Below are 18828 nucleotides of genomic sequence, written 5' to 3'. Positions count from 1 at the left end.
ACAAGCTCCCCTAGCCAGCGATGCGGTCGTGCGAGTGCGGCGATAGCTGCGCGCGGAATGCAGAGGTCAACGCCGGCAACAGTCGAATGGCGTCGGTGACGATGCCGATATGGGCAAAGTCGAAGATCGGAGCGTTCTTGTCAGTGTTGATGGCAACGATGAGGTCGCCGCCCTCCACGCCGACGCGATGCTGGATAGCGCCGGAAATGCCGGCCGCGATATAGAGCTTTGGCCGGATGGTTTTCCCGGTCTGGCCGATTTGTCGGTCGGAGGTGGCCCAGCCCTTCTGGACCAGCGGCCGCGAGCAGCCATATTCGCCGCCAAGCACGTCCGCGAGCTGGTGTACAAGTTGGAAATTTTCAGGCGATCCCAGACCGAGCCCTCCTGCGACGACCACGTCGGCATAGGCAAGGTTGGACTTTGTAGACTCGCGGTCTGGCAGGAAGGACAGGACCTTTGTGACGATATCTTCTTCTACAAGCCCGAGCGGATGCGAGATGACGCGCGAGACGGCGCCTGTCACGCGCTCGGGCATCGGCATCACGCGCGGACGGACGGTTGCCATCTGTGGACGATAGTTGAGTGTGTAGATCGTGCACAACAGTGAGCCGCCAAACGTCGGGCGGGTCGCTGCAAGCGAGCCGTCGGCATCGACATCGAGCTCGGTGCAGTCCGCAGTTAGGCCGGTGAGCAGTGTGGTGGCCACTGAGCCGGCGAGGTCGCGGCCGAGTGTTGTTGCCCCTAGGAGTAGGATTTCCGGCTTATAAGTGTTGACCAGCTCTGACAGGGCCTTGGTATAGGACTGGTTGCGATAATCGGCCAAGAGATTGTCTGCGACGATATAGGCGAGGTCGGCGCCGTAGCAGAAGGATTCGGCGACCGCCTGCTGCGTTGTCTCCCCGACCGGGCCGATGACAACCGCGGCGAGGTCAACATTGAGCTTGTCGGCGAGCCGGCGGCCGGCCCCCATCAGCTCCCATGAGACGGGGTGCACAACCCCGCGTTCCTGCTCGATGAAAACCCAGACGTGCTTATACGGCTTAAATCGCGCGGGCAGCTCCCTCTTGGTCGCCGCGCGACCACCACCCGCGGCCGGAGCTGCACTTTTCGGTGCGGTGCTCATCATCTGTACTCCCATTCGCATTCAGTAGCGGCTCGCCAGGGCAGCATGCTCCGCCTCCAGGTTGGAATTTGCGCTTGAAGATTTCTTCAGTTAAGCGTCGGGCCGCAAGCCGGCCGGCATCCCGTCAGCACCGCCTGGCAGCAGCGCCGGACCGATACAGCCGTTGCTGGACCTTGACGACGAGCCCGGAAGCATGCGCCTCGGGTTCGTTCCGGATGCGGCATTCTGGGACGACGGTTTGGTTCCGGGCACTGCTAAGGCACCGACCGGGCCGGTCAGGCGTGCCGATCGATTGGTCCTCCTCATCTTAGAGATGCAACCGAGGTGCAACAGATCGAGGACCTGCGAGGGGCTCGGCTGGTAGGATTGTCGGCCGCGTCGTTGCCGGTGGAAGCGCGATCCCATTGCTCCGAGTGCGCTTGTTTCTTGCCGATCATAGCGACAGGCCCGCAACTCCTGGCGAGGACAGGAGGGGCGGCGCTCAAGGCGCCCGGTCAACAGCGCCGCACGGCCGGCGCTGTTGAGCAACGGCTCCCCCCGCGAAACCTCGGCCAGGGATCGGCCAACGGGGGCGCACGAATCAAAGGCACCTTTCAGCTCAGCCAGGTATGCGACGATCGCTTTGGCGTCGCGGCGCATTATGGTGCCGGCAGGCAGCGCGCGCGAACCGGCGCGGCGTCAAAAATAAAATCGATGCGGACCAAAACGAGCATGCGCTTCTCCAGACTAGCTGAGCATATGTCAGCAATTGTCGTACCAATTGCGCAGGCGATGAAAATTGACCGTTATTTCACAATCTTACTGAAGAACGAAGTCGGATCGGCGGCCTCTCACGAGGTCGAAACATTCGAGGCCGTACTGACCCGTGTCCGGAATGCGACAGAAGACACTCATCTGAACCTTGCTGAGCTTTCCTGGCGACGTGTGCGGTCCCGCTGCCGGCGCATGATTGCAGGAGATAGGTACAGCATGCGTACCAGCTTAAAAGGATGGAAATATCAGCGGTGAGTCGTGATTGGCCTCTAACGAGCCGAGGTGCTCAAGCTGCGGATCCGCGAGGCCGCGACTGTAACTTTCCGCTTGAATTCGAAACCATGGCTTGCTGTCAGGCTCTCGGGACCTTCACGGTCCAGAGCACGACATATGAGCTCAATTCAGTCCAACAAATCGAGCTGGACCAATGCTGGATGCTTGTTCGCTTGTGGTGCGGCCGCATCCTTCAGCACCTTGAATACGCGCTGTTCGATCGGGGAGGACGTGACGAAGTCGGCATAGGCGCGCTCAAGCGTGGCCTTGCAACGCGCGGCGATCTCAGGATCAGATGCACCGGTCAACTCCTCGCCTGCGAGATATTGGCCCATGCGACGCAGGATGTGAAGCCGCGCCACATCGACGATTTTCGCATCGTACTCGACGCCGAGGAGTGAAAAAAAATCCTCTGCGGCCGAGGCCTTGTTCAATCGCGCAAGGATCCCATCCGTCGCCATTCTCAACCTCCATCTCGATCCGCGCCCAGAAACGACCAGGCTAGAATGTTTCAATCCGATCGCGCGACGCGCGTGGCTGATTCGCTGTTGACGAGCGAGCTGTCGTGAATGTCGCGCCAGATCGCCACCACCGTTTCTTGCGCAACCAGACCTTGGTGCTCGATGGCATGCTTGCGGACGGGCGCGGGGATGGTTTCGCTTTGCTCGGTGCCGAAAGAAAGTTGCACGACAGCAGCAAGGTGATCGCGGCGAACCCTGAATGCTTGCCGATCACAATCCGGGGGGAGCGCTCGAGCAGCCCCCAGTCGAGCCCTTCGTAGCTGCGCCGGGTCCTTTAACAGCCCGTGGACGTGGATGCCGGATTCATTGGTAAAGACATGCTCGTCGACGATCGCCTTGCTGAGCGGGATGGTACGGGACGCAGCGGCTGCAACGACGACCGCGGCTTTTTCCAGTTCGGATAGCAGCACGCCGGTATCACCGCAACAGAGCTGTCTGAGTGCGACGGCAACTTCCTTCAGCGGCGCATTGTCGGCTCCTCGAGATATCAACCCACGATCATCAGACGCCGCCTCGGCCCTAGGTCGGGTGCGCGCAATCGTTTGCCCCGGCCTGTTTTCACCCCCCATGCGACAGGTGGCCGAAAGCTCGTCGGATATACCTGCAATGGCGCCAAAGAGGGGTATCAATAATGAACTCAGCCTTTCAAGCTTGGGACGGCTTGGACGGCGTCATCAAGGCGGCGCAGATGATCCCGCCGACGTCCGGCCATCCGGCTCTCCCCGCTCTCTTCGCCGAAGCAAAGATCAAAATCATTGCATTCCGTGCAGACCGGCGTGGTACACATCACCAGGCCGTCATCTTCGCATAGCATGCGATAGAAGAAGCGCTTCCAGCGCATGTTCTTCGTATTGCGAGCCGCCAGCGGCCCGAAATGGCGCATGAGGACACGGGACAATTCATCCCGCTTCCGCAGCCCGAGATCTTCCCACAAGTGATTAGGCTCCATGGCGCGCCGGGCGATCATCGTCGCGAGCCAGCCGCCAACCTCGCCATGAGTGGAACGTTGCGCAAGCAGGAGGTCGCGTACCATAACTGTCTCGTCAGGCGCCGGTAAGGCGGACTGATCGCGCCAGGTACAGCTCCTGACCGGGGTGGATGGGAAGTATTGCACCAACAGCGCATTGAGCTCCTGGTTGGTTAAGCCAGCCCGTTCGGGAAGTTGGCCGCCATCCATGGCTGATGTGGCCAGAATGCAAGCGAGCACATGGTGATCGAAGTCATCATTGTCGCTGATATCGACTTCTGCCGGATGGCGCCCGGTCAGAAGCTGGTAGAGCTCACTCGCGTCGCGCTGCTCGGCGGCGTGAGCTACCGATACGCGAGATGAGATCGTGTCGGCCGTTTTTCCTTGTGTGCCGATCATAACTTTCGCACAGCTTCTGAGTGGACGATGTCGGCCTTCCCGGATCGAGAAGGCCGACAACATGAACTATGCCGAAATAGCGGCAAGCTCGGCAGCGGTCTTGCCGACCTGGCTCTCGTCGACGGGCTTGATGATGCCGTGTTCCATGAGCATATCTTCGAGCTCGTCCATGCTGATTGGGGTGGGGATAGCGCCTTGTCCGGCATTATTGTGGATCTTGGTCGCGAGATTGCGATAGTGATCCGCCTGCTTGGAGTCCGGCGCGTATTCCAGCACCGTCATTCGGCGCAGCTCCGCGTGCTGCACGACATTGTCGCGCGGCACGAAATAGATCAGCCGGCTGCCGAGCTTCTTGGCAAGAGCGTCGGCAAGCTCCAGCTCCTTGTCGGTCTGCCGCTCGTTGCAGATGAGGCCGCCGAGACGCACGCCGCCGGAATTCGCATACTTCAGAATACCTTTGGAGATATTGTTGGCGGCATACATCGCCATCATCTCGCCGGACATGACGATGTAGATTTCCTGTGCCTTATTCTCACGGATAGGCATCGCGAAGCCGCCGCAGACGACGTCGCCGAGCACGTCGTAAGAGACGTAGTCGATGTCCTCATAAGCGCCATTCTCTTCCAGAAAGTTGATGGACGTGATCACGCCGCGTCCAGCGCAGCCGACCCCCGGCTCCGGACCACCGGACTCGACGCATCGAATGTCCCTGTAGCCGAGCTTGATGACGTCCTCGATTTCGAGGTCCTCGACGCTGCCGGCATTCGCCGCCAGGCTCAGAATGGTGTCTTGCGCTTTGGCGTGCAGGATGAGGCGAGTCGAGTCCGCTTTGGGATCGCAGCCGACGATCAGAATCCTTTGGCCCAGCTCAGCAAGGGCCGCCAACGTATTTTGCGACGTCGTCGATTTGCCGATGCCACCCTTGCCATAAAACGCGATTTGTCTCAGCGAAGACATGTTGCTCTCCATCAACCGATTACCAATTTTTCGCGCCGAATGCGCGAGCCTGTTTCTCTCGTAGAAACCATGGGCACACGAGTTTCGGGAAGGAGGCCATCGCTCGCCATCAGCGTCGGCGTGCCCTCAGCCCTCGCTCGTTGTTGCTCCATCCAGTTAGCAACTGGCGTGCCATTTCATTCGCACCTGCGTTAAGCCTTTGATTACCCTCAACTAACAGCGTGGCCTCGGACGCCGGCGTGCTGTGGCGGACCGGACAGCCGCAAGGGCTATGACAGAAACCCGACAAAGGCTCGGCGCTCCGATTCCACTACGAGCGCCGGCCAAGGAGCACAAACGGGAAATCCCGCGCCTTCCGCCCGAGACGATTGAGGAGACGACATGTTGCAGATCGGGCTCGAGGACATCGCCACCATCAAAGGCGAATGTTCCACGATGGGCATGGCGGGCACTTGCCGCCGGATCGGGTGGCATATTGCTTGCTCAGTCAGTCGCGGAACGCTGTTCCGTGTAACCCGATGTTGTGAGGACATTATGCTTGGAATTGGAAGTAAGTTGCCGCCGTTCGACATCATAGGCGTGAAGCCCGGCTTTCACCTGCAGGAGGAGGACGGGCAAAGCGCTTTCGAGACGCTGACTGAGAGAAGTTTCCCCGGCAAATGGAAAGTCATCTTCTTTTACCCGAAGGATTTCACATTCGTCTGCCCGACCGAAATCGCCGAGTTTGCCCGCCTGTCGAAGGATTTCGCCGATCGCGACGCAATCGTGCTTGGTGGGTCGACCGATAACGAGTTTTGCAAGCTCGCCTGGCGGCGTGACCACAAGGACCTGCACCGTCTATCCATCTGGCAGTTTGCCGACACCAAGGGCGCACTGGTCGATGGCCTTGGAGTGCGCTCGCGTGATGGCATCGCACATCGCTATACCTTCATCATCGATCCTGAGAACACGGTCCAGCATGTCTATGCGACCAACCTCAATGTCGGCCGCAGCCCGACTGACACGTTGCGGGTTCTGGATGCGATACAGACTGATGAGCTCTGCCCTTGCAACCGCGAGATCGGCGGCGACACACTTAAAACTGCCTGAGGCAACATGTCGATCGTGCAGTTGAAGGAGGAGCTCCCGCATTCTAATGACGTCAGACTCGGTACCGTCTAACGTGGAGGCTATTTCCTAGAACCCCTACCCGTTTGCCTTTCGAGTTCGCCGTGCCCGACCTGCTTTTTGATAGGGAGCTGACAGGCGCTCTCGGCGACGAGCTGGTGCAGTTGGGACTTCGGGTGGAGGTCCTGACACCCGACGAGTTAAGCCGCGCCACAACAGTTCGGCGAGGCAATGCACGTCTCTCTGTTCCGGATACCTTCGCCTTTGGGATCGCTGAGTCCCGCCAATGGACCTTGCTTACCGGCGACGGGATATTGTGCGAGCTCGCCCTCGCCGAACAGATCGAGATCCACGGCGTCCTATGGTTGATCGACCAGTTCGCCGATGGAAATCATGTCACTTTTAGCCGATTGCACGAGGGCTTGAACACTCTACTGGCCCATCCGAGATGCCGCCTGCCTGTGCAGGAAGTGCGTCGCCGATTGGCTCACTACACGGAGCAAATTCGCCAGGGCTAGCACTACAGTTGCATTTTTTGCTTGAGGTGCGCTCGCTTTGCTTCGGCTTGGTGAGCGCGTCGCCAGAGCGACCATGCGATGATGCGAGCGGGTTGGATGCGCCGTTGCGCGAGCTTGAGGGTGATCCGACGGATTTCCTGGATCGACCAGCGGATCAGGAGCGGCGTTTGATCTATCGGCGCGGCAACTTTTTTTGGGCCCCCCAACGGTGGCGTTAGCTCGGTGACGGATCGCGGCCATCATGGCGAAGGCCAGCATGACCAGCGAGACATGACGGCCACCCGTGCCAGGATCGGGTCTCATTGTGATCGAGACCAAATTCGTTTTTGGCGGTTTCGAAGCCATCTTCGATGGACCAGCGGCTGCCTTCTACTGCAACCAGCTTCTTCGCCGACGTGCCTTTCGGACACCAAGTGGAGAAGAAGGCGAGTTCGCTGTGCCCGATGTTGCGGCGAATCAGCAGGCCTCGCGTCCAGGTTCCGGTCAACGTGCTGTTGTAGTCTCCAGCCTCGAGGTCGGCCAATTCGAGATAGGCCCAATCATACAGCCGCGGCCCTTTGGTGCCGTCGCCCGCTGACAGTCGTCGCCAGGCCTTGCCAGGAAGGCTCTGCGCCACATTGCCAGCGGTGTCGACCAAGACCTGCGCCTTGCCCCAAGAGCGGATCTGATGGTTAGACGCAATGCCCAGGACGTAGCCCTTGCCGGCGTTTCGCAGCATGGCTTCGATGTCGCCCGTTCCATACACGCTATCCACTGCAACGAAGGAGAACGGCACCTTGGCTCCGATCGCCTGCGCGATCATCTTCCGTGCAAGCTGCGGCTTCGTCGCGAAGCACATGTCCTTGGGAACCCGCGCCGCCTTCATCCGAGCGGGAGCGTCCGTCCACTCCTTCAGCAAGTAAAGCCGGCGATCGATGAAGGCGTGGCCGTGACGCGACGCATAGCAGGCAAACACGCCAATCTGACAATTGGTGATCTTGCCTGCCGAGCCGGTGTACTGCCGCGCAACCCCGCACGATGCTTTGCCTTGCTTCAGAAACCCGGTCTCGTCGATCACCAGAACCGCATCAGCGTCTGCCAGAGTTTCCAGCGCATAGTCCCGCACCAGTTCACAAAGGGCATCAGCATCCCAGCTCCCGCGGCCCAGAATCGCCTGCTGACGCCACGGCCCAGCATCCCCTGCTGCTTCCGCCCGCATCCAACCAGTCTTGCGCGGCTCATTGCCTAGCAACCCGTCGAGAAAATGCCCTGCCGACGCCGCCAACCGATCCTGACTAAACAGCGGGCGCATCCGCTGCTTCACATCCCGTAATGACGATGGCCACAGTTCAAGCGTCGTCTCAATCGATGCTACAGCCATCCATGATCTCCCGAATCATGGTTGCCTATCGATTCAGAAGCCACTCAAAGATGCAACTGTAGTGCTAGGTTACATTCCCCACCAAAAATCTATCCCGCGCGACGCCGCAGCGGGATGCAGCGCTACAAACGGATATAGATCAGTAGGACTACCGGGGGCCACCGCCAATCTTCAGGCTCACCGAATGAGAGGCGACTTACGTCGAGTTGCCCGTCATGCTCGGCGCCCGCCATCTCCTCATGGATAACCAAGGCAACGGCGTCAAAGGCGCCGCCCGGCACCTTTTTGGTGAGGACGACGTTGTTATCTACGCCCGCGCCAACATTCCGGTCGGATCGATCGGACGCGGCTCGTCGACCGGCAACAATGTGTGGTTGACGTAAAATGCTCCACGGCGCGGTGAATCAGGCGACGCCTCGAAACAAAACCAACCGCCCTAGGCCGGGGCTTGGGTCTTCCAGCGCATTAAGTGCCTCTCCAACGCTTCGAGGATGGCGTTGAACGTCAACCCGATTAAGGTGATGGCCAAGATACCAAAATACATCTGCGGGATCAGAAAACTGTACTGGCTGTTGATGATGAGGTAGCCAAGACCGGCCTTCGCACTGACCATCTCTGAAGCGACGAGCACCAGAATGGCGGATGCGCTCGCGAGCCGAATACCGACGAAGATAGGCGGAATCGCCGCAGGAAGGATCACCTTGCGGAACAGTTGCGGCGGCGGCGCGCCCATCGTCCGCGCCGCTTGATCAGGAGCGGATCGACCGGCTTCACCGCGGCGATGGTGTTGAGCAGCAGCGGCCAGGCGCAGCTATAGATCACCATGGTAATCTTCGACAGCTCGCCGACGCCAAGTAGCAGGATGAACACCGGTAGCAGCGCCAACGGTGCAGTGTTGCGGCAGATCTCGATGAACTGATTCAGCGCTTGCTGAGCCGGGCATACCAGCTGACGCTAGATTAGATAATCGAGACCTTGCCGAAGGTACTAAGAGCGGAGGAAGCGTGGAGCGCTCCTTCGAACTCGCGGCTTAGGCCGCAAATCCGTCAGCGACCTCAAGCGAGATCCAAAGCCGGCGGCGAAGGATGGCTTTCTTGGGGCGCGTCCCCTTCATCGTTGCTTGATATTGCGTGCTCACTCCCAAGCGTTAAGGAGTCAGACAAGCCGGTTCAGGCCGATCCAAGAATTCAGTGCCACGTGTTCAGTGTTGTGGTGATACGCCACAAGCTTTTGTCGGGTAAGTCGAGATCGATGCCCGAGGAAAGTCGAACGTCCGGCGCGTTGGCGCTGGCGCTGGCCGATGGTTATTGAGCTTATCGGTGACGGAACGATGTGATGGTTAGGTAACAATGGTTGCTGCATTTCTGCTCTCTTGCACGAGCTTAGCGCTCCGTGCTTCTGCGTGAATGCGGCGAGCGGAGGTCAAGCGCGGTCTCGTCCGCCGATTCACGATGGCGGGCCGCCAACTGAGGCGGTCCTACTCTTGCAGGACTTCATGTTTGGATTTCCTCGACTGGCCAGCTCATCACATCCCTTCGCAGCTTTCTGCAGGTGGCGTGCAACAATTGTGGTGCGGATCACCAGGGGCCAGAGGCTCACCGATGACGTGGATCGCTCATCCAGCTCGGCTTACCACTGATATACTTCGGTGCGTCGATAATGGATGCCGGGTTGTGGTGGGCATCTGTCGGAAAGGCATAATCCGCATCACTGCCCTCAGTGATATAGCCGGTGGCATAGAGCGTCTCCAAATAAGCATTGTCGGACAGCAGCACGTCGGCATAGGGCTCAAGCGCGCCGAAAGTGGCGCGGAACTCCATGTCGGGACGGCCGGGCAGGGTGATAGGCACACCCTGAGCACTATAGTAAAATTTTTGCCCGTTAACGGAGAACGCTTCCGAGATATAGGACGTCGTGACAGGCGTACTGGCGAACTTCTTGCCCGCGGCCTGGAATGTCGCGGCCACCTGATTCATCTTGTCGAAGTTGTCGGTTCCCTTGAAACGGGAGATTTCCACCATGGTGAGATGGCCCAGCTTGTCGAAGGAGGTCAGCCAATCGCTGGCCTGGGTCGCCTTGGTCTTTATCGATGTGAGACGACTGGACGTCTTCCGCCTTGATGAGAAGCGGAATCAGATTGAGCTTGTTATCAGGCTGGACAGTCACATTGGCCTGGTTCAGCGCATCAAGTACATTGGTGGTCTTGCTGTCCCAGCTCGCAATAACCCGGTCGGTACTGGCACATAGGTTGAATAGATCTTGATGCCGAGGTGCCTGCCCACGTCAGCATTCTTAGGCGCTGACAGCGCCTTGATTGTTGCGATCGTCGATACCTCGTCCTTGGGGGTCGATGATAACGTTGAACTCCTCGCCGTTTCTATTCTTCTCACGAACATAATTGATGATCTTCTGCAAGTCTTCCATCTGTTGCGGATTGCCGTTGCGGTCAAGCGCCGGAAGTCGTTCATTATTGATGGGATTCCATATCGAGGTTCATGTTCTTGATTTCCTCGGTAGAGACATCCGAAATCGGGCAATTGTTCGGATCGTTGGTAACCCGCCCGAGTGTAGTGTCATGCATCATCCAGGCATGACCGTCCCTATCCGCGCGAAGATCGAGTTCGACACCGTGGAAACCGTGCTTAAGCGCGTTGTCGGCGGCTGAAATGGTGTTTTCGAGAATGCCCTTGGAATTATCGAATAGACCGCGATGCGGCAGTATTTGCTTCCGATGCGGATCAATGCCGCGGGTCGTGGCTTCGGGGCCCGTCAGGAAAAGATCCTTCCCGTAACCGGAGGTGTCGATTTCGGACTCTGCGTCGCCAAGAGCGGGCCCATCCAGACCGAAGCTGGATTTCCAAGCGGCCTTGTTGCCGGCCGCCAGCCACTCGGTTATCGTCGTGTTGACGGTGCCATCGACGGGATCGTCCGGATCATTGGAGCCAAATTTTTGGGTTGTCTCGCCACATGCGGGAACCGGTAGAGAGATGGCTTTAGCGCCCAGCTGCACCCGGCCGATTTGGGTTTGCATGCCAGCCTTCGCCCCGTCTCCCGCGATCGCATCGGTGACACTGCCAGCTACAGTTGAGGCGACAGCCATGGTCCCAATCAACCCTAGCCGGGTCAGCTGCTTGCGCCAGCGGCGCGCACTGAAAGAGAACACGTTGCGGACGGTGCCGCCACGCAGATCTGTCACGTTGGCGGCGGTGCCCGAAGAGTTGAGCAGAACTGTCCGTTGCCTCAACATGAGCGCTCTCCGTCGGTCTCAAATGTTACTTGTGGTTGCTGTTGCGGTGTGGAGTCTACCGGCTTTCTTGAAGAGGAAGACGGATCACTGTCCGCGTTGGCGCTTCTTCAAGAGAGAAACAAGCTTGTAGATCTGAAGCATGTTCGGATCAGCCGCGCAAGAGCTGTCGCGCCCGTCTATGGCGCATCCAATTTTGGGAGGGAACGCCTGTGCTTCGCTGAAAAATGCGGTGGAGCGTGACAGTAAGGCGGCCGATTGCATGGCGGTGGTCCTTCGAGAACGAGTTTGTTGCGTGTAAATGAGAGGTCATTGCCCTCAGTCAGGAGGGTGAAGATAGCGCGCTTCCGCGCGGGCAAGTTCGTCATACCTCAACAGTTCGAAGACCTCGTCGAGCGTCGCAACATTGGGCTCGATACCGGCAACGCCTTCTTCAGCAATGATGCGACGGCAGATCTGCCGCATTGCCGCTATCGCAGCTCGCACTGAGTGGTTGGCCCAGATCACTGTTGAGATGCGGGCATTACGATACGCAGAGACCGGTGTTCGATAGTATGTCGTTGGCACGATCACGACGGGCAATCGGCTTTGCCAGGTGCGCGTGAAGGAAAGAACCTCGTCCGCGGTGCTCTTTCGCGAGTGAATGAGGATCGCATCCGCACCCGCGTCTGCGTAAGCGTGAGCGCGTAAAATTGCTTCGTCCATTCCATGCCCCGCGATCAACGCCTCGATCCGGGCCACGAGGACCAAGTCTTCCGCGACTGTATCCTTAACTGCCCGCAGGCGGCCGGAAAATTCGTGGATATCGGCGAGGGGATGACGATCGCCAATGAGCGAGTTCATCTTCGGAAAGCAGCTGTCCTCCAGCGCAACGCCCGCAGCGCCTCGCTGACGGAGCTTGCGGGCGAGGAGGCGTGCATTGTTGAAATTCCCGAAGCCACCATCCCCGTCAACCAGAACAGGCAGTTTGGTTGAGTCCACGATCCGCTCGACCGCATCGACAAGTTGGCTCCATGACGCTTCGTTGACATCACGATAGCCGAGAGAGCAAGCAATTGAAAGACCTGACGCCCAGAGACCTTTGAACCCTGCGCGCTCGGCGATCGCAGCGGAGAGGCCGTCATGCGCTTCCATGAGGACGGAGAGTTCAAGATTGGAGCAAACCTGTGCATGCAGCATTTCTGCGGGCGAGGATGCGGTGCATCGATCAGGACCGTTGGCGAGTACAGATTGTGGTTGATGTTTCATGCCGAACGCCCCAGGAGCGACGGTTGAGCAACCCGACTGAGCAGCCCAACCTTCATTCGGCAACCAGTGCCCCTTTCTGACATCTAGATCAATTAGCAGGCTTGATAGTTGACGGGGCATTCCTCGCCCGTCCGGTCGAGGGCGATGGCTCTCTCTGTGGATCGACGCCACCTACGTGAAGGTGCGCCAGCAGGGGCGCATTGGCTCGGTCGCGGGGATCGTCGCGATCGGCGTACAGTGATGGCCGGCGCGAAGTTCCCGGCATGGATGTCGGCCTGCGCAGGCTCGCCAGCCGGGGTCTGCGCGGCCTCAAGCTGGTGAATCTCGGACGCCACGAGGGCATCAAGGCCGCCGCCGCCAAGGTGCTGAACGCCACGCCGCAGCGCTGCCGGGTGGGAGATCGTTGAAAAAGTTCGCGCAGACTGATTCCGTTTTCCTTGTGATTCGCGATCGGAGGGGCGCCACATGCTGGGAAGGAACAGGATCAGCTGGAGCTGTTCGTCACCGGCTCGCTTCGCCAGCTAATCCCCGACGATCACGTGGCGGTTCGGGTCGATCGCGTACTCGATTCTTCTTGGCTACACTACGAAGTCTCACTGTTATTGCCTCGGCGATGGCCGGGCGATTATCCGGAAGTCGCTGTACGGTCGATGCTCGCTGGGCTGTCACTGGGCATCGACGACGGTCGGAGGCTCAAGTCAATGTCGCCATCCGATGGTTCGTCGGCTACGGACCGCATGACGCTCTTCCCGACCAGCTTGATACGCATCCGCCAGCGGTGGGGTGCAGAGCGCCACCGCATGATCTTCAAGCGGACGGTCGGGGCCCGTCTCAAGGCGAAGATCGCCACCGCTGAGGTCGTTCACATCGATGCATCGCTTATCCGCGCCACTGTGAGCTCAATAGGCCTCGTCGGTGGCGCGGGCGGCACTCTCAGCATCGGACTGCGGCATGTTTCAACCGCCTCGTGCATCGACATGCTTGCAAATGATAGAAGCCATCGCCAATGGCAACTTGAGACGTGCTCGACTCCGAGCATCATAGAGCCGCAACTCTCGTCTCAATTCTAACGACTTACGTTTGCGCTCGGGTCAACTACCAACGCTAGTATTTGATCTAGTGATGGGAGCAAACTATTTGGCGGATGAGCATCGGGCTACGCAAACATCAGCTGCAAGGAGTTCAGTATGCAAACACACTCACAATCTGTTCTGGCCGACGGCCGCGATCGACGCGTTGGCTCCTCGGTTGCAAAATACTGTGTGCTCAGGTCTGCTCCAACCGCGCCCCTCCTTCCTCGTGTAAGTGCATGAAGGGCACCTTGGCGCGATGAAGAGGTCGCCGGCCTCAATGAACTCTTAAGCCCCATTTGGCTACGACGCGGTTGTCGAACGGAAGAGTGATATCCGCCGAGGCAGATCGCGTACCGGCGGCGAAGCGGTTGCGATCACTTAACAAACTCGACAATCGATGCAGGAGGAGCGCGCATGTTGGCGCAACGGATGTCTTTGCTGTCAGGTTCGGGCACTGCCGTCGCCCGTGAGGCGGCTGAGATAGCTGCCGCGACCGCCCGTCAGATCATCGATCTGGCCGCCGGCGAAGTCATCATCGAGCCACCATCATCCGTTCGCGAAGGAGCGATTGCCGCCATCAATGCCGGGGCGAACCGGTATACCGATTCCATCGGCCTGACGCCGCTTCGCGGCGCTGTCGCCGCAAAGCTGTCTGCGGAAACAGGCATCGGCTGGAATACGGATGACATCGCTATCACTGCGGGCGCAAAGCAGGGCCTGCTCGACGTTGCCTTGGCCCTGTTCAATCCCGGAGATGAGGTCATCATCATTCGCCCCTGCTGGCCGACATTCCCGTCCCAGGTTCTTCTCGCTGGCGCAAAGCCCGTGTTCGTTGATGTTCGCCCCCCGACATATACTCCTGATATCGTCGCAATTCGCGCCGCTGTCACACCGCGCACGAAAGCCATTATCATAAACTCGCCGAACAATCCGACTGGCGCAGTGTATGATCGAACGACTCTACAAGCTATCGGCGATCTCGCGATCAACTATCAGCTCTGGATCGTTTCCGACGAATGCTACTCCAGCTTGGTCTTCACCGGTTCGCGCCATGAGTCGATCGTCATGGCGCATCCCCGCGTCCGTTCAAGGACGATCCTGGTCAACGCCTTCTCAAAAGAGCTGGCGATCACCGGTTGGCGTCTGGGTTACTTCGCAGCTCCTCCGGAGATCGTTTCCGCGGCCAAGAAACTGCAGAGCCATACGACCTCGAATGCCAATGTAATCGCACAGCACGCGATCCTGCATCACCTTCAAGTCGGCGACGGCAGTTTTGAACGGAAGATGCATGAGCGTCTGTCCGACGCTCGCAACAATGGTCTTCGCATCCTCTCTGGTCTGCAGGACGTGCCCCCGCCGAGTGCCGATGGCTCGTTCTTCTTCTATCTCGATCTGAGTAGGCTTGTCTCAGCTCTGCCGGCAGGAGGTCCCGTTCGATCGACCGACGACATTGCACGATTGCTCCTGGAGGAAGCCGATGTGGGATCCGTTGCCGGCGGTACCTTTGGCGACGTGAATGGCCTGCGTCTCTGCTTCGGTGCTCCACCAGACCTGCTGGAGTCGGGACTAAAACGCGTCGTCGAGACCCTGAACAGCCTGAAGACCAGGCAAGCAACGGCCTGAAGCTTGCCAGAAGGACGTTTCAAAAATGCTCAATGGTACACGGGCGGTGATCCTTGCCGCAGGAATGGGCTCCAGGCTGCGCCCCTACACGGAATTCGTTCCGAAACCTTTGGTGGAGGTGAACGGAACCCCGATGCTGCACAACGCGCTGCATCAGTTGTCTGAGCTCGGGGCTCGCGAAGCAACCATCGTCGTGGGTTATCGCGAAGAAGCCATCGAACAGTCCTGCGGCCATCGGTTCGAGGAGGTCGACATCGAGTATGTCCACAATCCCATCTTCGATCGGACCGGCAGCGCCTATTCCTTATGGCTAGCGCGAAATACAATGCTTGCCGGCGACACCGTCTTTCTCGAAGGCGATGTGTTCTTTGAGCGCGAAGTCCTCGAAAGAACACTTCGAACGGTCTCATCTACCCAGCAGAGCGTAGCGGCTGTTGCGGCGTTCAACGCAGCAATGAGTGGTTCCGCCGTCAAGCTGGTTGACGATGGTTCTATCGTCGCGTTCGTCATGAACCAGACGCCCGTCGAGGCCCAGGCCAGGGGTCTCTTCAAGACCATCAACTTGACGCGCTTTTCCGCAGACGCCTCGCGCGAACAGCTGGTGCCAGCATTGCACCAGGCTGTGGAAAGCGGGCATCGTACGGCCTATGTTGAGCAGGTCCTCGCACGGCTTGTCGAGCAGCGAGAGCTGCAGCTTTCAGCGGCGGATTGCAGCGATACCCGCTGGTTCGAAATCGATTGCGAAGATGATCTGCGCCTAGCGGAGAAGATTTTCGCGCCGTCGACGGGAGCAAGGCGATGATCGGGTATCTCCGTGACTACGCAAATGCCATCACCGCCCTCGCCTATCTGTTTGCCGTCATCGGGCTGTTCCTGGCCCTCAACGGCAAGATCGAGCTCGGCGTTGCGGCAATGCTCTGGACCTGGTTTCTGGATCATTGGGATGGGCATGTTGCCCGCAAGACGAGCCATCTTCGCCGTCGAGGTGTACCGGAGTTCGGAAAGAGCTTTGATGGATTTGCCGACTTCTTTCATGGAGTCGTGTTCCCGGCTGCAGTGATCATCCTTATCAGTCAAGGAACTGCCCTGTCGCTCGTAGCGAGTGTGCTTCTCGTTTTAGCGGGCGCGATTAGGCTCAGCTATTTCGAGAACGTCGGACTAACGGCCGAAGCTCGGTTCATCGGGATTCCGGTTTCGTATGATACTCCCCTACTCGCTGTGATGTTGTTGCTTCGACCGTTAATGTCCGTGGAGACATTCGAGACGACACTGCCCCTACTTTTTTCAGTGCTTGCAGTCCTCCACGTATGCGCCTTCGTGAAGGTCCCGGCAATCCGAGGCCTGGGTATCCCGATCGCCACGGCCGGAGCAATTGCGGTGTCGTTTGCCCTCATGGCCATCAGTGTGATCCAGGACCGCCTAGGAGGTTCAAAATGAAGAGTCCGTTTGCAGCAACACCTGCCGTGAAAATCCCGCTTCAAAGTCAATTTGACGAACGCCTCAAAAGCCCGATCGCACTTAGGCTGAATCCGCCACCGCCAGTATCACATGTTTTTGATTCGGTCATGAGCACTGCAATCACTGGTATTTTGGCAAGGGAAGCTCTCAGCGAAATCATTGGGCATCATCGTTGGTGCGGGACCGAAGCCGACCGACGAGCGGGTGCTGATCTCTGCGCCTCGCGCCTGGGTTATCGAGCTGATGAAGCGCGTATTGTCCTGACAAGCAGCACACAAAGTACTCTGAATATGCTCATTCCCGGCCTTGTCGGCGCAGGCGGGATATTGGCTGTCGATGAGCTAACCTATCCGCCAATCAAGGCGTTTGCAGCGCGTTACGGCGCAAAGCTCGCGCCAGTCCGGATGGATGACGATGGCATGATCCCGGACGCGTTTCGGCAGGTGTGCCGGACGCATCGTCCAAAAGCGCTATATCCGCTCTCGACGCTTCAAAACCCGACCACAGTCACCATGTCCTTGGAAAGACGCAAGACAATCGCAGAGATTGCCAGAGAGTTTGGCGTCTCCATCATCGAGGATGACATCTATAGCCTTATTCCCCGAAATGCGCCAACACCGCTATCTGCCCTTGCCCCAGAAATTTCCTGGTATCTGCTCGGGTTGGCCAAGAGTGTGGCGCCGGGAATGAAAGTAGCTTATGTCGTTGCGCCGTCCAAGGAGGCTGCGGCGAACCTGTTCTGGCCGGGAGTCCGGGCTACGTTCTGGATGACGGCACCTCTTAGCGCCGCGCTCGCCACAGAATTGATTGAGACTGCATCGATGGGAAAGATGCTCGACGCTGTTCGTCGCGCAACCGCCGCGCGGCATATTTTGGTCCGTCAGTATCTCACGAACATCGATCACCGACTTGGGGATGGCGGTCTCCATGTCTGGATGCCAACGCCGCCTAGCGTCACAAGTGCCGATCTAACCGCGAGACTTGAGCAAGCCGGCGTGCTTGTTTCGACGAGCGATGGCTTCGTGATCGGTGAAGCGGAGCCGCCGCGAGCGATCCGGTTCGGCCTCGGCAACCCATCAGACGATTCAACCCTCGAAAGGGCACTCACGACTATCGCGGCGGAGTACGACAGGCACCGATCGGCCTAGGCGCAGCGTGATCTAAGATCTTGGGTGAAATTAACATGTCCACAGAAAGCACGACAACCAGTCAAGCTGCATCGGGCCGGATTCATAGGCCCTGGGACGATTTTGATGGCCTCGGGCACTTTTACCAGTTTCGCCCGGAGTACCCACCGCGCATCGCAGAACAATTGAGGTCCGTGCTCCGTGGTACCACGGGCGGCCGCATCATCGAGGTCGGCGCGGGGACAGGGCTATTCACGCGAAGCCTTGCCACGGTTTTTGGCTCGAGCTTCCAGATCTTCGCACTTGAACCGAATGAACATATGCGGCGGCATGCTGAATCTCAGACGCCAACCGGCATGCTCGTGGACTATGCGGATGGGGTCGCCGAAAATCTGCAAGCGGTGGACGGCTCTGCTCAATTGGTGACGGCTGCTAGTGCAGTGCATCGCTTCAATCGCCCTGCCTTCTATCGAGAGGCCCAGCGTGTCCTTGCGCCTGGTGGTCTCCTCGCGATCGTTCAATATGAGCCTTACGACAGGGATAGTGCCTTCGCGGATGGTTTTCTGTCAGTCATCGAGGCAGCACTCCCCAATTACCACCGGCGTCGGCACTCCAGACCTGAGGGCGGCTACTCTGAGATTGATATTTCGGCCGAGTTAAGAGCCGAATCCGGCCTGAAAGACATCAGGCGAGACGCGTTCGTTTTTACCGAGCTGATCGATCGGGAGCGGTTCGAGCATCGCGCGCGATCGTTCACAATCGTGCAGAAGGCGATCAATAACCGGGGAGAAGAGGCGCTTCTTTCGGCGCTCCGCGTCGTCTTTGAACAGCACCGCGACAGCAACGCATTTGTCGAGATGCCTTACGAGGCCGAAATCATCACAGCACGTCGTACCTAGATTGTCGGGCTTTCTTCCTTCTGTGACGTTGGCGATCAGAATACGGTTTGCTTGTCAATCGGCGTTCGACTGGGGCTCTGACGCATATTCGATGATCGTGATTGTTTTTATGGCGCGCCAATCAGCCTAGCCTGAAGGAGATCGAGCTTAGCGCGCCCGTACATCTGCCGCTTGACCA

The 18828-nt window shown here is 58.7% G+C and carries 21 protein-coding genes and 3 pseudogenes; 12 read left to right on the top strand and 12 right to left on the bottom strand.

Translation table 11 applies throughout. The features are described 5' to 3' along the window. Positions 1–10: 10 nt before the first annotated feature. A complete protein-coding gene (locus AC0L3U_RS35500) occupies positions 11–1126 on the bottom strand; it encodes an electron transfer flavoprotein subunit alpha/FixB family protein (protein WP_374762368.1) in 1116 nt (371 codons plus the stop codon). Positions 1127–1447: 321 nt separating this feature from the next. On the opposite strand from AC0L3U_RS35500, the gene AC0L3U_RS35495 reads away from it, so the two are divergent. Beyond that, positions 1448–2131, top strand: coding sequence for a hypothetical protein (locus AC0L3U_RS35495; RefSeq protein ID WP_259217544.1), 684 nt, complete (start codon positions 1448–1450; stop codon positions 2129–2131). A gap of 146 nt (positions 2132–2277) precedes the next feature. Here the strand turns inward: AC0L3U_RS35495 and nifW are convergent, their stop codons facing one another. The 4 genes from nifW to nifH all read right to left on the bottom strand — a co-directional run bounded on the left by nifW (position 2278) and on the right by nifH (position 4993). Continuing rightward, positions 2278–2610 (bottom strand): nitrogenase stabilizing/protective protein NifW, encoded by a 333-nt coding sequence (gene nifW, locus AC0L3U_RS35490; RefSeq protein ID WP_219682356.1) that lies wholly within the window; start codon positions 2608–2610, stop codon positions 2278–2280. Positions 2611–2660: 50 nt separating this feature from the next. After that, positions 2661–3080 (bottom strand): hypothetical protein, encoded by a 420-nt coding sequence (locus AC0L3U_RS35485; protein ID WP_219682355.1) that lies wholly within the window; start codon positions 3078–3080, stop codon positions 2661–2663. Between the two features lie 227 nt (positions 3081–3307). After that, positions 3308–4036 carry a nitrogen fixation protein NifQ gene (locus AC0L3U_RS35480; protein ID WP_259217545.1) on the bottom strand — a complete coding sequence of 243 codons (729 nt, stop codon included), beginning with the start codon at positions 4034–4036 and terminating at the stop codon, positions 3308–3310. 66 nt (positions 4037–4102) lie between these two features. Continuing rightward, positions 4103–4993 carry a nitrogenase iron protein gene (gene nifH / locus AC0L3U_RS35475; RefSeq protein WP_007600043.1) on the bottom strand — a complete coding sequence of 297 codons (891 nt, stop codon included), beginning with the start codon at positions 4991–4993 and terminating at the stop codon, positions 4103–4105. Positions 4994–5527: 534 nt separating this feature from the next. Between nifH and AC0L3U_RS35470 the strand changes: the two genes are divergently transcribed. Together AC0L3U_RS35470 and AC0L3U_RS35465 are read left to right on the top strand one after the other, a co-directional pair. Further along, the gene (locus tag AC0L3U_RS35470) at positions 5528–6082 is read left to right on the top strand and encodes a peroxiredoxin (protein ID WP_219682354.1); all 555 of its coding nucleotides are present in this window, start codon (positions 5528–5530) and stop codon (positions 6080–6082) included. A gap of 122 nt (positions 6083–6204) precedes the next feature. Next, positions 6205–6618, top strand: a complete 414-nt coding sequence (locus AC0L3U_RS35465; protein WP_259217546.1) for a PIN domain-containing protein — start codon at positions 6205–6207, stop codon at positions 6616–6618. Between the two features lie 210 nt (positions 6619–6828). On the opposite strand, the pseudogene AC0L3U_RS35460 reads toward AC0L3U_RS35465, so the two are convergent. Continuing rightward, a pseudogene (locus tag AC0L3U_RS35460) lies at positions 6829–7978 on the bottom strand (IS701 family transposase); the annotation flags it as partial. A gap of 215 nt (positions 7979–8193) precedes the next feature. Here AC0L3U_RS35460 and AC0L3U_RS35455 point away from each other — a divergent pair. Next, positions 8194–8361 (top strand): hypothetical protein, encoded by a 168-nt coding sequence (locus AC0L3U_RS35455; protein ID WP_219682353.1) that lies wholly within the window; start codon positions 8194–8196, stop codon positions 8359–8361. Positions 8362–8414: 53 nt separating this feature from the next. On the opposite strand, the gene AC0L3U_RS35450 is transcribed toward AC0L3U_RS35455, so the two are convergent. From AC0L3U_RS35450 to AC0L3U_RS35440, 3 genes are all read right to left on the bottom strand, one after another. Beyond that, the gene (locus AC0L3U_RS35450; protein ID WP_246648890.1) at positions 8415–8711 is read right to left on the bottom strand and encodes an ABC transporter permease; all 297 of its coding nucleotides are present in this window, start codon (positions 8709–8711) and stop codon (positions 8415–8417) included. Next, on the bottom strand, positions 8675–8848 hold the full coding sequence (locus tag AC0L3U_RS35445) for a hypothetical protein (RefSeq protein ID WP_246648889.1): 174 nt from the start codon (positions 8846–8848) through the stop codon (positions 8675–8677). Before AC0L3U_RS35445 ends, AC0L3U_RS35450 begins: the two co-directional genes overlap by 37 nt. A gap of 725 nt (positions 8849–9573) precedes the next feature. Then, a complete protein-coding gene (locus tag AC0L3U_RS35440; RefSeq protein ID WP_259217549.1) occupies positions 9574–9999 on the bottom strand; it encodes a hypothetical protein in 426 nt (141 codons plus the stop codon). Positions 10000–10015: 16 nt separating this feature from the next. Between AC0L3U_RS35440 and AC0L3U_RS35435 the strand changes: the two genes are divergently transcribed. Further along, a complete protein-coding gene (locus AC0L3U_RS35435; RefSeq protein WP_259217550.1) occupies positions 10016–10225 on the top strand; it encodes a hypothetical protein in 210 nt (69 codons plus the stop codon). A 45-nt stretch (positions 10226–10270) separates the two neighbouring features. Here the strand turns inward: AC0L3U_RS35435 and AC0L3U_RS35430 are convergent, their stop codons facing one another. The 3 genes from AC0L3U_RS35430 to aepX form a co-directional block, all read right to left on the bottom strand. Further along, a complete protein-coding gene (locus AC0L3U_RS35430) occupies positions 10271–10393 on the bottom strand; it encodes a hypothetical protein (RefSeq protein ID WP_259217551.1) in 123 nt (40 codons plus the stop codon). A gap of 52 nt (positions 10394–10445) precedes the next feature. Then, positions 10446–11225, bottom strand: a complete 780-nt coding sequence (locus AC0L3U_RS35425; RefSeq protein ID WP_259217552.1) for a glycerophosphodiester phosphodiesterase family protein — start codon at positions 11223–11225, stop codon at positions 10446–10448. 315 nt (positions 11226–11540) lie between these two features. Continuing rightward, positions 11541–12401: a phosphoenolpyruvate mutase gene (aepX, locus tag AC0L3U_RS35420; protein WP_259218636.1), complete on the bottom strand. Its 861-nt coding sequence runs from the start codon at positions 12399–12401 to the stop codon at positions 11541–11543. Between the two features lie 185 nt (positions 12402–12586). Between aepX and AC0L3U_RS35415 the strand changes: the two are divergent. The 7 genes and pseudogenes from AC0L3U_RS35415 to AC0L3U_RS35385 form a co-directional block, all read left to right on the top strand. Further along, positions 12587–12865, top strand: a pseudogene (locus tag AC0L3U_RS35415) (transposase); the annotation flags it as partial. A 54-nt stretch (positions 12866–12919) separates the two neighbouring features. After that, positions 12920–13369: pseudogene (locus AC0L3U_RS35410) on the top strand (transposase); the annotation flags it as partial. A 588-nt stretch (positions 13370–13957) separates the two neighbouring features. Beyond that, a complete protein-coding gene (locus AC0L3U_RS35405; protein ID WP_259217553.1) occupies positions 13958–15166 on the top strand; it encodes a pyridoxal phosphate-dependent aminotransferase in 1209 nt (402 codons plus the stop codon). 25 nt (positions 15167–15191) lie between these two features. Then, the gene (locus tag AC0L3U_RS35400) at positions 15192–15968 is read left to right on the top strand and encodes a phosphocholine cytidylyltransferase family protein (protein ID WP_259217554.1); all 777 of its coding nucleotides are present in this window, start codon (positions 15192–15194) and stop codon (positions 15966–15968) included. Beyond that, on the top strand, positions 15965–16603 hold the full coding sequence (locus tag AC0L3U_RS35395; protein ID WP_085398500.1) for a CDP-alcohol phosphatidyltransferase family protein: 639 nt from the start codon (positions 15965–15967) through the stop codon (positions 16601–16603). Before AC0L3U_RS35400 ends, AC0L3U_RS35395 begins: the two co-directional genes overlap by 4 nt. Then, positions 16600–17772 (top strand): aminotransferase-like domain-containing protein, encoded by a 1173-nt coding sequence (locus tag AC0L3U_RS35390; protein WP_085398499.1) that lies wholly within the window; start codon positions 16600–16602, stop codon positions 17770–17772. Before AC0L3U_RS35395 ends, AC0L3U_RS35390 begins: the two co-directional genes overlap by 4 nt. A gap of 35 nt (positions 17773–17807) precedes the next feature. Beyond that, on the top strand, positions 17808–18650 hold the full coding sequence (locus AC0L3U_RS35385; protein WP_259217555.1) for a class I SAM-dependent methyltransferase: 843 nt from the start codon (positions 17808–17810) through the stop codon (positions 18648–18650). Positions 18651–18828: the final 178 nt, after the last annotated feature.

It is taken from the genome of Bradyrhizobium sp. Kon69 (assembly GCF_055807515.1).
The sequence above is the reverse complement of the archived record's forward strand: the minus strand, read 5'-3'. Positions and strand labels throughout refer to the sequence as shown.